Origin of the sequence: Pseudomonas sp. GL-RE-29 (genome assembly GCF_019947275.1) — a bacterium.
Taxonomy (GTDB): Bacteria; Pseudomonadota; Gammaproteobacteria; order Pseudomonadales; family Pseudomonadaceae; genus Aquipseudomonas; species Aquipseudomonas fluorescens_A.
The window spans coordinates 120,574-133,897 of the sequence record NZ_JAGYGD010000011.1 but is presented as its reverse complement, the minus strand read 5'-3'; the positions used below and the strand labels follow the sequence as shown (position 1 = coordinate 133,897).

The following is a 13,324-nucleotide window of genomic DNA, read 5'->3' as shown; positions in this document are numbered from 1 at the left end:
CCGCTTGCGGGTCAATCACTGCCCGCAGGTTTTCCCGTGACCAATCTCAACCAGCCTGAACCGCCCAAACCGGCCATCCGCAGCGTGCTGATCGCCCTGATGCTGGCGATTTTTCTCGGCGCGCTGGACCAGACTATTGTCGCCGTATCGATGCCGGCCATTTCCGCACAATTCAAGGACGTCAGCCTGCTGGCCTGGGTGATTTCCGGCTACATGGTGGCGATGACGGTCGCGGTGCCGATCTACGGCAAGTTGGGTGACCTGTACGGTCGGCGCAAGTTGATGCTGTTCGGCATGGGTCTGTTCACCCTGGCCTCAGTGTTCTGCGGCATGGCCCAGAGCATGGAGCAACTGGTGCTGGCGCGGATTCTTCAGGGCATCGGTGCGGGCGGGATGATCTCGGTGAGCCAGGCAATCATCGGCGACATCGTGCCGCCACGGGAGCGCGGTCGTTATCAAGGTTACTTCAGCAGCATGTACGCAGTGGCCAGCGTGGCCGGCCCGGTGCTCGGCGGTTACATGACCGAATACTTGTCCTGGCGCTGGGTGTTCCTGATCAACCTGCCGCTGGGCCTCGGCGCCTGGCTGGTGGCTAATCGCACCTTGGTCGGCCTGCCGATTCCGCAACGCAAACCGGTCATTGATTACCTTGGCACTGTGCTGATGATTATCGGCTTGACAGCCTTGCTGCTGGGGATCACCCAGGTGGGCCAGGGTCATTCGTGGCGCAGCGCTGAAGTGTTGGGTTTGCTCGGCTGTGCGGTGGTAGTGCTGGGGTTGTTCGTCGTTCACGAGCGGCGGGCGCGGGAGCCGTTGCTGCCGATGCATTTGTTCGCCAATCGCAATGCGATCCTGTGCTGGTGCACGATTTTCTTCACCAGTTTCCAGGCCATCTCGTTGATCGTGCTGATGCCGCTGCGCTTCCAGAGCGTGACCGGCGCCGGTGCTGACAGCGCCGCTTTGCACCTGTTGCCGCTGGCCATGGGATTGCCGATTGGTGCGTATTTCGCCGGCCGCCGCACCTCGGTGACGGGTCGCTACAAACCAATGATCCTGACCGGCGCCCTGCTCATGCCGCTCTCGATTCTCGGCATGGCGTTCTGTCCGCCCCAGGCGTTTTTGCTGAGCAGTTTGTTCATGTTGCTGAGCGGCATCGCCGCAGGCATGCAGTTCCCGACGTCACTGGTAGGCACGCAGAACTCCGTGGAACAGCGCGACATTGGCGTCGCCACCAGCACCACCAACCTGTTTCGCTCGTTGGGCGGCGCGGTGGGCGTGGCGTTGATGTCGGCGCTGCTGCTAGCGTTGTTGCAGGATTCCAGCTTCGCTCATCTGGCCGGTTCGGCGCTGATTGCCGAGGGGCATTCGGGGAATGTGCTGCTGGACGGTCTCAACGCCGCGCCGGGGGATGCGCAGAACGCCTTGCGTGCTGAATTGCTGGTGACGTTCCAGCATTTGTTGATGGTGAGTGCGGCGGTGTCGCTGTTGGGATTGGCGGCCGCGATTGCCATGCCGAACATGTTGTTGCGCGGGCGCGAAGACAAGGTTCGGTAGTGAGATCGAGTCGTCTGCCATCGCGGGCAAGCCCGCTCCCACAAATACTGATGTCGTTCACAAAATCTGTGGTCAACCTCAAACCTGTGGGAGCGGGCTTGCCCGCGATGGCGTCCTCATTGAAACCGTACACTCATGGGCTGTAATACCCCACAGCCACCAGAAAATGCCCGACCTTCTTCAAGTAGGCATGTTTGTTCTCGACCTTACCGGTCACCGGGTTTTTCCAGCGATATTCATACTCGCCATAATCCTGTTTAGCGATCAATGCCAGCATCGGCTCACCCACCGGTTTGCCTTCCGGGTCGACGATCTTGCTGAAGTCGGTGTTGATCAACCGCAGATTGGTGCCGTGGGCGACGTAACGCTGGGTGTTGAGGTCGACGACAAACACATACAGGTCATCCTGCAAGTAGCCGCCCTTGAGGGAGTTGATCGCCGTCAGCGTGCCCTTTTCATCCTTGGCCAGGTCGGTCGCCGCTTTGTTCAGTAACGCCATGGCCTGTTCCGCCGATGCCCGTGGCAGGTAGTAACCGACCGCCAGAATCCGCTGGCCGACACGCTGGTAATACACGTGCTTGCGCTCGACCTTGCCGTCGGACCAGTTCTGCCAGCGGTACTCCGCCTGCTGAATGCCATTGCCCTCCGGCACTTTCAGGGCGTCCTTGAAAGTTTTCTGCAAATCCGGCCCGAGTACTTCGGACACATCACGGCCAATCAGCGCCGCGGACGGCCCACCACTGGCGAGCATCACGCCTTTGGTGTCGAGTACAAAAACATAACGGTCCTTGTCGACAAATTCGCCCTGGCGGCTGAACGCTGCAAAGGCTTTGTCGCCATTCTCGTGATAGTAAGCCAGGGCTTTTTCCAGCAAGGCGATGGCGGCCTGACTGTCGGCCTTGTTCGTGTCAGCGGCGTGAGCCTGGCCCAGGCACAGCAACAGCATGCCGCCCAGAAAGGCCAATTTACGTAGAACCCCCATAGTGCGTCCCTCGTTCTCTTAGATGTTTCAAGAGCGTAGACGGATTGGGGATATGTACGAATATTCAGGAAAGGGAAAAGAGATAGCTTTTTGTGGCGAGGGAGCTTGCTCCCGCTCGACTGCGCAGCAGTCGCAAATCAGGCACCGCATTTATTTGATAAACCGCGGTGCCTGATTTGGGGCTGGCTTCTCCACCCAGCGGGAGCAAGCTCCTTCGCCACAGAGTGCCTGCGCAGCTACTGACGGGCGCGCAGCTGCTGTTGCAGGTTCTGGATCTGCGCTTGCAGGGAATTGATGGTGCGGGTTACCTGACTACGGAACGCATCGAATTCCGCCGTGTTAGTCGTACCTTGCGCAGGGCGATTGTCCTGCTCGCTTTTGAGTACGACGATCTCCTGCTCCAGACGGTCGATGGCAGCACTCGGGTTGCCTTGTTTCTTCAATGCGGTGATGTCGGCGCCGAGGCTTTTCAACTGTGCGTCGAATTTTTCGGTGTCGGTCGTGGCACTTTTCAGCGCGGCGACGTCACCGATCAAGACTTTGACCTGAGCCTGCAACTGAGTGTTGACGCTTTGGTGCTCGGTGCTTTGGGTAGTTATCTGCGCCAGACGCTTGTCGAGATCGGTTGTTTGCGCGGTCATCTGTGCCAAACGCTTGTCCAGCTCCGAGGTTTGACCGGCAACGCCTTGCTGCTGCTGGCTCTGATCCTGGAGCTTGCTTTCCAGCTGCTTGATTTGCTGCTTCAGCGCTTCGCTATCCGAGGTGACGTTAGTCTGGCTGGCGACTACCTTGCCGGAAATATCCTGCAAGCGCCCCGCCGCTTCTTCACTGATCCGCGCAAAACTTTCCTGGGTCGCCACCAGTTGCTGCTCCATCAGCGAAATCTGCTGAAAGCTCCACCAGGCCAGACCGGCGAAGGCAAAGAACAAGGCACCGACCAGCGCCCACAGCGGCCCAGTGCTTGGGCCTTTGACATTCACCACCGGCGCCGGCCGCGAATGCACGGAGGTGCGAGTGGTAGCCGGAAAAACATCGTCGTCGAGGACGTCGGCACGCAGGCTCGGTACATCATCGAAGTCGTCGCGGGCATCGTTACGCATGGACATTGAGTCAACCTTTGTGAATCGCGGTGATGGCTTGATGCGGCGAGTATAACCCCCACTGCCGCACCGATTGACCTTCAACCCCGGACTGGGTTCATTGCGGGGCCTTTCAGCGAATGTCCTGGGCCTTCCACCAGCCGCAGAACTCATCGAGGGCCGTCCACAGGCTGACCTTCGGGTCGTAGTCCAGATAATGCCGGGCGCGGCTGATGTCCAGGGTGAATTTTTTGTTCATGACCTGCATGCCCAAACGCGAGAGGGTCGGCTCCGGGCGGCCCGGCCACAACTTGCACACGCCCTCGTTGAGCGCGGCGACGCTGTAGGCCAAACCGTAGGAACGGTAGCGCGTAACCTGTGGGACTTCCATTTTGCGCATGACGTAATTGACCACGTCCCACAATGGAATCGGCGTGCCGTTGCTGATGTTGTAGGCCTTGCCCAAGGCTGAGCCGCTGGCCAGCAAACTGCTGAGCAAGGCTTCGTTCAGATTTTGCACGCTGGTGAAATCGACTTTGTTCAGGCCGTTGCCGACGATTGCCAGACGCCCCTTGCGCTGCATTTTCAACAGGCGCGGGAAGATGCTCATGTCACCGGCCCCGGTGACGAATCGCGGACGCAAGGCCAGGGTTTCGAGTCCGAACTCCTGGGCACCGAAGACTTTTTGCTCGGCCAGGTATTTGGTGGCGGCGTAGGGGTGCTTGAAGCGTTTGGGCACTTGTTCTTCGGTCAGCCCCAGGTGATCGCGGCCGTCGAAGTAAATCGACGGCGATGACAAATGCACCAAGCGCCGGACACGCTGTTTCAGGCAGGCTTCGACCACGTTTTCGGTGACCTGGACGTTGCCCTGAAGAAAATCCTGATAGCGCCCCCAAACGCCGACCGCACCGGCACAATGCACCACGGCCTCGACGTCGGAACACAGTTCACGGGCGAGTTCCGGGTCGCTCAAGTCGCCTTGGACGAACTCGGCGCCGCGTCGCACCAGATGTTCCACACCCTCGGCCCGGCGACCGTTGACCCGCACATCAAGGCCCTGCTCCAGAGCGAAACGCGCAAAGCGTCCGCCGATGAAGCCGCTTGCGCCGGTGACCAGAATCTTCATGTATTGCTCCGAATATTTCGTTTTGCGTAGTGCGAGAGGTCTTGACGCTGCCCGTCAGTCCAACGGCACCAACCATTGCTTCGACGCGCGTACCAACTGATCAGTGAGTAGCCCCAACAATTGACCGCCATTGCGCCAATGATGCCAGTACAGCGGCACGTCGATCGGTTTATCTGGCAAAAGCTCAAGCAAAACACCGCGTTCCAGTTGTTCGCGAACCTGAAGTTCAGGCACCAGCCCCCAGCCCAGCCCGGCTTCGGTGAGCCGGATAAAACCTTCAGACGACGGGCATAAATGGTGTTCGAATCCGCCATCGACGCCGAGCGACGCCAGGTATCGATGCTGTAGGAAATCATCCGGGCCAAACACCAGCGCCGGAGTGCGGGCCAACTGATCGGCGCGCACACCCTGGGGAAAATGCCGGGCAATGAACGCCGGACTGGCCAACGCGCGGTAACGCATCGCGCCGAGCAACACGCTGCGCGCGCCAGCGACGGGCCGCTCGTTGGCGCACAGGCAAGCCGCCACTTCACCTGCGCGCATGCGTTTGAGGCCGACGGTCTGGTCTTCAACCACCAGATCCATCAGCAGATGTTGTTCGGCGCAAAAATCCCCCACGGCCTGCGCCCACCACGTGGCCAGGCTATCGGCATTCAGGGCGATTCGCAGACGCTCCGGCAGGCCTTCTTCGTCCAGCGCCGGCACCAGTGTCTGCAAGTCACGCTCCAGCAAGCGCACTTGCTGCACGTGGTTGAGCAACCGCCGGCCGATCTCGGTCGGAGACGGCGGCGTGCCCCGCACCAACACCGGTTGGCCGACCCGTGCTTCGAGCAATTTGATGCGCTGGGAAATCGCCGATTGCGACAAACCCAACACCTGCGCAGCCCGTTCGAAGCCGGCCTGCTCGACCACCGCTGCAAGGGCAGAAAGCAATTTATAGTCGAACATCAGTTTTCCTAATGAGCGATCAGCAAGATTGGTTTTTCTTATACAACCTGGCACGGGAGAATGACCAGCAAGAACTCTTGAACAAGGAACATCACATGGCTGGCGAAACTTCATTGGCAACGCTGCTGCGCAGCATGAGCCCGCAACTCAACGCCGGCGAATACGTGTTCTGCACCTTGCGCGACGGACAGTTGCCTGCGGGTCTGGAAATCATCGGCAGCTTTCGCGAGCAGGAAGGTCTGACCGTGATTCTCGAACGCTCCCACGCCGAGCGGGCCGGATTCAGCTTCGACTACGTCGCGGCCTGGATCACCTTGAACGTGCACTCGGCCCTCGAAGCCGTTGGCTTGACTGCCGCGTTCGCCACGGCACTGGGCCAGGCGGGCATCAGTTGCAACGTGATCGCCGGCTATTACCACGACCATTTATTCGTCGGCCAGGCCGATGCCGAACGCGCCATGCAAGTGCTGCGCGATCTGGCAGCCAATGCGGAGTAACGACCATGTGGCAAAGCTATTTGAACGGCCTGTTGGTGGCCTTCGGACTGATCATGGCGATCGGCACCCAGAACGCCTTCGTGCTGGCCCAGAGCCTGCGACGTGAACACCACTTGCCGGTGGCGGCGCTCTGCGTGGCCTGCGATGCATTATTAGTTGCCGCCGGAGTATTCGGCCTGGCGACGGTGCTGGCACAAAACCCGACGTTGCTGGCTATCGCCCGCTGGGGTGGTGCGGCGTTTCTGCTGTGGTATGGCAGCCAGGCGTTGCGCCGGGCCTGCTCGAAACAGAGCCTGCAACAGGGCGAAAACCAGACAGTACGCTCACTGCGAGCGGTGCTGCTCAGCGCGTTGGCGGTAACCCTGCTCAATCCGCATGTCTATCTGGACACCGTTTTGCTGATCGGCTCCCTCGGTGCCCAACAGACCGAGCCTGGCGCTTATGTGGTGGGCGCGGCGAGCGCTTCCTTGTTGTGGTTTTTCACCCTTGCGCTCGGGGCGGCGTGGTTGGCGCCATGGTTGGCTCGACCCAGCACCTGGCGAATTCTCGACCTGCTGGTGGCCGTGATGATGTTTGCCGTAGCACTGCAGTTGATCACCGCCGGTTGATTTATTCCAAACAGCTCTGGAACCTCTATTCCACACAGTTGTTGCGTGGTTATGCCGCACCCCCGGTGCTATGATCCGACACCTGCGCCGCAAAGAGTACAAACTCCCCGGCGCTAGTCTGGCCGCCCGTGATCGGCCTTGCGCTCACCGCACCTGACCTGATTAGGAGATCCACCATGGCTTTCGAATTGCCGCCACTGCCTTACGCACACGATGCACTGCAGCCGCACATTTCCAAGGAAACTCTGGAATTTCACCACGACAAGCACCACAACACCTACGTCGTGAACCTGAACAACCTGGTGCCAGGCACCGAGTTCGAAGGCAAGACTCTGGAAGAAATCGTCAAGTCTTCCTCGGGCGGTATCTTCAACAACGCCGCTCAGGTCTGGAACCACACTTTCTACTGGAACTGCCTGGCACCAAACGCCGGCGGTCAACCAACCGGCGCTCTGGCTGACGCGATCAACGCAGCCTTCGGTTCGTTCGACAAGTTCAAGGAAGAGTTCAGCAAGACTTCCATCGGCACCTTCGGTTCCGGCTGGGGCTGGCTGGTGAAAAAGGCTGACGGTTCCCTGGCCCTGGCCAGCACCATCGGCGCCGGCAACCCGCTGACCAACGGCGACACCCCGCTGCTGACCTGCGACGTCTGGGAGCACGCTTACTACATCGACTACCGCAACCTGCGTCCGAAGTACGTCGAAGCGTTCTGGAACCTGGTCAACTGGAAATTCGTCGCTGAGCAGTTCGAAGGCAAAACCTTCACCGCTTAAGCTCGATGCCAGTCAAAAAACCCGGCTTATTAGCCGGGTTTTTTTATGGTCCACCGGAACACACAGATAACGCAAAACCCGTAGGAGCCGGCTTGCTGGCGATGCACTCAAGCACGCGGCGTCTACTCAGACCACACGCGTTATGGTTTACGGCCATCGCCAGCAAGCCGGCTCCTACAGGGGAGCGCGAATAGGCAATTTCCCACGATGAAACCATCCGCCAACCCCTTGCCCCAGCGCCACAGCCGTCTAACATCAACAAAAAGGAAAATTTCTCCACATTCCCGCTCAAGTTGAAGGACTCGACAACCGACACAGTACTAATAGGGAACGGCCCACAACTGCATATCCGCCAAGCTACAGGCGAAATCTCACATGGAAGATTGTCCCTTTGACTGCCATCACGGGATTGCCAATACTCATGGCAACTTGATGCTACCCGCACGGAACAAGGAATAACCCTTTGAAGCTGGAACTCAAGAACAGCTTGTCGGTGAAGTTGCTCCGGGTCGTGCTCCTGTCGGCATTGATCGTTGGCGTGGTCTTGAGCTGCGCGCAGATCGTCTTCGATGCCTATAAAACACGCCAGGCCGTGGCCAACGATGCCGAACGCATCCTCGACATGTTCCGCGACCCCTCGACCCAGGCCGTCTACAGCCTGGACCGGGAGATGGGCATGCAGGTGATCGAAGGCCTGTTTCAGGACGATGCCGTGCGTCAGGCCTCCATTGGTCATCCCAATGAAGCCATGCTTGCGCAAAAATCCCGCGAGTTGCAGCACTCCAGCAGTCGCTGGCTGACCGACCTGATCCTGGGCAAGGAACGCACCTTCACCACCCAATTGGTGGGTCGTGGCCCGTACAGCGAGTATTACGGCGACCTGAGCATCACCCTGGACACCGCCACTTACGGGCAAGGCTTCATCGTCAGTTCGGTGATCATCTTCATATCCGGTGTCTTGCGCGCGTTGGCCATGGGGTTAGTGCTCTATCTGGTCTACCACTGGCTGCTGACCAAACCGCTGTCGCGGATCATTGAGCACCTGACCGAAATCAACCCGGACCGCCCCAGCGAACACAAGATTCCGCTGTTGAAAGGACACGAGAAAAACGAACTGGGGATCTGGATCAACACCGCCAACCAGTTGCTGGAATCCATCGAACGCAACACCCACCTGCGCCACGAGGCGGAAAACAGCCTGTTGCGCATGGCCCAATACGATTTCCTCACTGGCCTGCCGAATCGCCAGCAATTGCAAACGCAGCTGGACAAAATCCTCGTCGACGCCGGCAAGCTACAACGGCGGGTCGCGGTGCTGTGTGTCGGCCTCGATGACTTCAAGGGCATCAACGAACAGTTCAGCTACCAGACCGGCGACCAGTTGTTGCTGGCCTTGGCCGATCGACTTCGGGCACACAGTGGACGCCTCGGCGCCCTCGCCCGCCTCGGTGGTGACCAGTTCGCCCTGGTTCAGGCCGATATCGAACAACCCTATGAAGCCGCAGAACTGGCGCAAAGCATTCTCGATGACCTGGAAGCGGCGTTTGCCCTCGACCATCAGGAAATCCGCCTGCGCGCCACCATCGGCATCACCCTGTTTCCCGAGGATGGCGACAGCACTGAAAAGCTGCTGCAAAAAGCCGAGCAGACCATGACCCTGGCCAAGACTCGCTCGCGCAACCGCTATCAGTTCTATATCGCCAGCGTCGACACTGAAATGCGCCGCCGTCGCGAACTGGAAAAAGACCTGCGTGATGCCCTGACCCGCGACCAGTTCTACCTCGTTTATCAACCGCAGATCAGCTACCGCGATCACCGGGTGGTGGGCGTCGAGGCATTGATTCGCTGGCAACATCCGGAGCACGGCCTGGTGCCGCCGGACCTGTTCATACCGCTGGCCGAGCAGAACGGCACCATCATTGCCATTGGCGAGTGGGTGCTGGATCAGGCATGCAAGCAACTGCGGGACTGGCATGACCAGGGCTTCTCCGACCTGCGGATGGCCGTGAACCTGTCCACCGTGCAATTGCACCACGCCGAATTGCCACGGGTGGTCAACAACCTGCTGCAGATGTATCGCCTGCCGCCGCGCAGCCTGGAGCTGGAAGTCACCGAGACCGGCCTGATGGAAGACATCAGCACCGCCGCCCAGCACTTGCTCAGCTTGCGTCGCTCCGGCGCGTTGATCGCGATTGATGACTTCGGTACTGGCTACTCGTCCCTGAGCTATTTGAAAAGCCTGCCGCTGGACAAGATCAAGATCGACAAGAGCTTCGTCCAGGACCTGCTTGATGATGACGACGATGCGACCATCGTCCGCGCCATCATCCAGCTGGGCAAGAGCCTGGGCATGCAGGTGATTGCAGAAGGCGTGGAAACGGCCGAGCAGGAGGCTTACATCATCTCTGAGGGCTGTCATGAAGGTCAGGGCTACTTCTACAGCAAACCCCTGCCGACGCGCGAGCTGAGCGCTTACCTGAGGCAGGCTCAGCGCAGTAACGCGGCTATCCTGTAAAAAGATCTGCAACACCTCTTCCCTGAATAAGAAATATTTCCAAGCACAACCCTTTACACATAATGCGAAAGATTTGCATTATGTCGCAGTTTTGCGCGCTGGACGCGTCATACCACCCCCTCTCGAAGCAGGATGTTCGCCATGATTCGTATGCCTCTGGCTACCGCCAGTCTGTTGGCCATCGCAATTTCCCTCGCCGGTTGCGGTGAAGGCAAAGACAAAGAAAAAGCTGCCGTTCCTGCGCCGGCTGCCAGCACCGCTGCTGCCCCGGCTGCTCCAGCCGCTGCACCTGCCTCTGCCGCTAAAGTCGACGAAGCCGCTGCCAAAGCCGTTGTCGCGCACTACGCCGACATCGTATTCGCTGTTTACAGCGATGCCGAATCCACCGCGAAAACCCTGCAAACCGCCGTTGACGCCTTCCTCGCCAAGCCGAACGCCGACACCCTGAAAGCCGCCAAGGCTGCCTGGATTGCCGCTCGCGTTCCTTACCTGCAGAGCGAAGTGTTCCGCTTCGGCAACACCATCATCGACGACTGGGAAGGTCAGGTGAACGCCTGGCCACTGGACGAAGGCCTGATCGATTACGTCGACAAATCCTACGAGCACGCGCTGGGCAACCCGGGCGCCACCGCAAACATCATCGCCAACACTCAGGTTCAGGTCGGCGAAGACAAGGTCGACGTGAAAGACATCACCCCGGAAAAACTCGCCAGCCTGAACGAGCTGGGCGGTTCCGAGGCCAACGTCGCCACTGGCTACCACGCCATCGAATTCCTGCTCTGGGGCCAGGACCTGAACGGCACCGGCCCTGGCGCTGGCAACCGTCCGCCTTCGGACTACCTGGAAGGCAAAGGCGCCACCGGCGGTCACAACGATCGTCGCCGCGCTTACCTGAAATCCGTGACGCAACTGCTGGTCAGCGACCTGGAAGAAATGGTTGGTAACTGGAAGCCGAACGTGGCTGACAACTACCGCGCCACCCTGGAAGCCGAACCGGCTGAAAGCGGCCTGCGCAAAATGCTGTTCGGCATGGGCAGCCTGTCCCTGGGCGAACTGGCGGGCGAGCGCATGAAGGTTTCCCTGGAAGCCAACTCCCCGGAAGACGAACACGACTGCTTCAGCGACAACACCCACAACTCGCAGTTTTACGATGCCAAAGGCGTTCGTAACGTGTACCTGGGCGAATACACCCGCGTCGACGGCACCAAAATGACCGGCGCCAGCCTGTCGTCCCTGGTCGCCAAAGTAGACCCGGCTGCCGACACCGCACTGAAAGCCGACCTGGCTGCTACCGAAGCCAAGATGCAGGTCATCGTTGACCACGCCAACAAGGGTGAGCACTACGACCAACTGATCGCCGCCGGTAACGCCGCTGGCAACCAGATCGTTCGCGACGCCATCGCTTCCCTGGTCAAGCAGACCGGTTCGATCGAGGCTGCCGCTGGCAAACTGGGTATCGCCGACCTGAACCCGGACAACGCTGATCACGAATTCTGATCGACGCTGGACGAGTGAAAAGAGGCGACCTTCAGGTCGCCTTTTTTCATATCGGTCGTTTGCGATGATGCTCATGGCCTCATCGCTGGTAAGCCAGCTCCCACAGGTTAGGTGGCGCTCGCAAAGTCTGAGCGCTCCAGCAATTCTTGTGGGAGCTGGCTTGCCAGCGATGGCGGCGCCGCGGTCTAAGTGAAAACCCTGCCCCACATCAAGCAAACGATAATTCCTCTTATTCAAAACCCCCTGCCCTGTTAGACTTTGCGCCCTTGTTTTGCTCGTCTTGCAGGATGTCTGATGCCCCCGCTGCCTCTTCGCTTGTCCGCACTGTTTCTGGCCCTGGGCCTGAGTGCCTGCGATGACGCCCCGCGTTTCACCAAGGCCGAACCCGGTGAAGCCCGCTCCGGGGGCAGTGCGACCGTGCGCAAGACCGATCAGAACGCATTCTCCCTGCCCTCCGCCAACCTGCCGCCATCACGGCGCGTGGACTTCAGCGTCGGCAACAGTTTTTTCCGCAACCCCTGGGTGATCGCCCCGTCGACCACCACCGCCCGCGATGGCCTGGGCCCGCTGTTCAACACCAACGCCTGCCAGAACTGCCACATCAAGGACGGCCGCGGTCATCCGCCCACGCCTGATGCGGCAAACGCCGTGTCGATGCTGGTGCGCCTGTCGATCCCCGATGCGCCGGCCTACGCCAAGGTCATCGAGCAACTGGGTGTGGTGCCGGAGCCGGTCTACGGCGGGCAGTTCCAGGACATGGCCGTCCCCAGCGTGGTCCCGGAAGGCAAAGTGCGGGTCGATTACACGCCAGTACCGGTTCGCTTCAAGGACGGCACCGAAGTCGAGTTGCGCAAACCGACACTGAACATCACCCAACTGGGTTACGGACCGATGCACCCCGACACCCGGTTCTCGGCGCGCATTGCACCGCCGATGATTGGCCTCGGCTTGCTCGAAGCCATTCCCGAAGAAGCGATCCTGGCCAACGCCGACGCTCAGGCCAAAGAAAAAAACGGCATCGCCGGACGCCCGAACCGGGTCTGGGATGACGCGCAGCAGAAAACCGTCCTCGGGCGATTTGGCTGGAAGGCCGGGCAACCGAACCTCAATCAACAAAATGTGCACGCGTTTTCCGGTGACATGGGGCTCACGACCAGCCTCAGACCCATCGATGACTGCACCGACGCGCAAACGGCCTGCAAAACGGCACCGAACGGCAACGGCCCGGATGGCGAGCCGGAAGTCAGCGACAACATCCTGCGCCTGGTGCTGTTCTACAGCCGTAACCTCGCCGTTCCGGCGCGTCGCGATGTCAACGCACCGCAAGTGCTGTCCGGCAAAAACCTGTTTTATCAGGCCGGGTGTCAGTCCTGTCACACACCCAAATACACCACCGCCGCCAACGCCGCCGAACCTGAACTGGCCAATCAAGTGATTCGCCCTTACAGCGATCTGCTGCTGCACGACATGGGCGACGGTCTGGCGGACAACCGCACTGAATTCCAGGCCAGCGGCCGCGACTGGCGCACCCCGCCGTTGTGGGGCATCGGCCTGACGGAAGCGGTCAGTGGCCACACTCAGTTTTTGCATGACGGCCGCGCCCGCAACTTGCTCGAAGCCGTGCTCTGGCATGGCGGCGAGGCAAAAGCGGCGCAGCAACAGGTTTTGTCTTTCAATGCCGAGCAGCGCGCCGCGTTGCTGGCGTTTTTGAATTCCCTTTAATACGCACTCTTCCAGCGGGAGCC

Annotated in this window: 11 protein-coding genes; 7 read left to right on the top strand and 4 right to left on the bottom strand. The window is 59.9% G+C overall.

The genetic code is table 11. The annotated features are described in order from the left end of the window. Positions 1-36 precede the first annotated feature (36 nt). Positions 37-1,554 carry an MDR family MFS transporter gene (locus KGB21_RS11860; RefSeq protein ID WP_223505205.1) on the top strand — a complete coding sequence of 506 codons (1,518 nt, stop codon included), beginning with the start codon at positions 37-39 and terminating at the stop codon, positions 1,552-1,554. 133 nt (positions 1,555-1,687) lie between these two features. Here the strand turns inward: KGB21_RS11860 and KGB21_RS11855 are convergent, their stop codons facing one another. The 4 genes from KGB21_RS11855 to KGB21_RS11840 all read right to left on the bottom strand — a co-directional run bounded on the left by KGB21_RS11855 (position 1,688) and on the right by KGB21_RS11840 (position 5,689). Continuing rightward, the gene (locus KGB21_RS11855; protein ID WP_223505204.1) at positions 1,688-2,536 is read right to left on the bottom strand and encodes a cache domain-containing protein; all 849 of its coding nucleotides are present in this window, start codon (positions 2,534-2,536) and stop codon (positions 1,688-1,690) included. A 236-nt stretch (positions 2,537-2,772) separates the two neighbouring features. Next, positions 2,773-3,642, bottom strand: a complete 870-nt coding sequence (locus KGB21_RS11850) for an ATPase (RefSeq protein WP_034149052.1) — start codon at positions 3,640-3,642, stop codon at positions 2,773-2,775. 106 nt (positions 3,643-3,748) lie between these two features. After that, positions 3,749-4,741, bottom strand: a complete 993-nt coding sequence (locus tag KGB21_RS11845) for an NAD-dependent epimerase/dehydratase family protein (RefSeq protein ID WP_223505203.1) — start codon at positions 4,739-4,741, stop codon at positions 3,749-3,751. Positions 4,742-4,795: 54 nt separating this feature from the next. Then, entirely contained in the window at positions 4,796-5,689 is an 894-nt protein-coding gene (locus KGB21_RS11840; RefSeq protein WP_034149050.1) for a LysR family transcriptional regulator ArgP, read from the bottom strand. Positions 5,690-5,784: 95 nt separating this feature from the next. Here KGB21_RS11840 and KGB21_RS11835 point away from each other — a divergent pair, with 95 nt between their 5' ends. From KGB21_RS11835 to KGB21_RS11810, 6 genes are all read left to right on the top strand, one after another. Further along, a complete protein-coding gene (locus KGB21_RS11835; protein ID WP_034149232.1) occupies positions 5,785-6,186 on the top strand; it encodes an ACT domain-containing protein in 402 nt (133 codons plus the stop codon). 5 nt (positions 6,187-6,191) lie between these two features. Further along, positions 6,192-6,794 (top strand): LysE/ArgO family amino acid transporter, encoded by a 603-nt coding sequence (locus tag KGB21_RS11830; protein ID WP_223505202.1) that lies wholly within the window; start codon positions 6,192-6,194, stop codon positions 6,792-6,794. 176 nt (positions 6,795-6,970) lie between these two features. Continuing rightward, positions 6,971-7,567, top strand: a complete 597-nt coding sequence (locus tag KGB21_RS11825) for a superoxide dismutase (protein ID WP_034149048.1) — start codon at positions 6,971-6,973, stop codon at positions 7,565-7,567. Between the two features lie 463 nt (positions 7,568-8,030). Beyond that, a complete protein-coding gene (locus KGB21_RS11820) occupies positions 8,031-10,082 on the top strand; it encodes a putative bifunctional diguanylate cyclase/phosphodiesterase (protein WP_034149047.1) in 2,052 nt (683 codons plus the stop codon). Between the two features lie 141 nt (positions 10,083-10,223). After that, positions 10,224-11,579: an imelysin family protein gene (locus tag KGB21_RS11815; RefSeq protein ID WP_223505201.1), complete on the top strand. Its 1,356-nt coding sequence runs from the start codon at positions 10,224-10,226 to the stop codon at positions 11,577-11,579. 294 nt (positions 11,580-11,873) lie between these two features. Then, a complete protein-coding gene (locus tag KGB21_RS11810) occupies positions 11,874-13,301 on the top strand; it encodes a di-heme oxidoredictase family protein (RefSeq protein WP_223505200.1) in 1,428 nt (475 codons plus the stop codon). The last annotated feature ends 23 nt before the right edge of the window (positions 13,302-13,324 follow it).

What these genes read in the sequence shown, in the direction of transcription:
- KGB21_RS11845 (WP_223505203.1), bottom strand. Translation starts at nt 4,741, where the DNA reads ATGAAGATTCTGGTCACCGGCGCAAGCGGCTTCATCGGCGGACGCTTT.
- KGB21_RS11810 (WP_223505200.1), top strand. Translation starts at nt 11,874, where the DNA reads ATGCCCCCGCTGCCTCTTCGCTTGTCCGCACTGTTTCTGGCCCTGGGC.
- KGB21_RS11855 (WP_223505204.1), bottom strand. Translation starts at nt 2,536, where the DNA reads ATGGGGGTTCTACGTAAATTGGCCTTTCTGGGCGGCATGCTGTTGCTG.
- KGB21_RS11815 (WP_223505201.1), top strand. Translation starts at nt 10,224, where the DNA reads ATGATTCGTATGCCTCTGGCTACCGCCAGTCTGTTGGCCATCGCAATT.
- KGB21_RS11840 (WP_034149050.1), bottom strand. Translation starts at nt 5,689, where the DNA reads ATGTTCGACTATAAATTGCTTTCTGCCCTTGCAGCGGTGGTCGAGCAG.
- KGB21_RS11825 (WP_034149048.1), top strand. Translation starts at nt 6,971, where the DNA reads ATGGCTTTCGAATTGCCGCCACTGCCTTACGCACACGATGCACTGCAG.
- KGB21_RS11850 (WP_034149052.1), bottom strand. Translation starts at nt 3,642, where the DNA reads ATGTCCATGCGTAACGATGCCCGCGACGACTTCGATGATGTACCGAGC.
- KGB21_RS11835 (WP_034149232.1), top strand. Translation starts at nt 5,785, where the DNA reads ATGGCTGGCGAAACTTCATTGGCAACGCTGCTGCGCAGCATGAGCCCG.
- KGB21_RS11830 (WP_223505202.1), top strand. Translation starts at nt 6,192, where the DNA reads ATGTGGCAAAGCTATTTGAACGGCCTGTTGGTGGCCTTCGGACTGATC.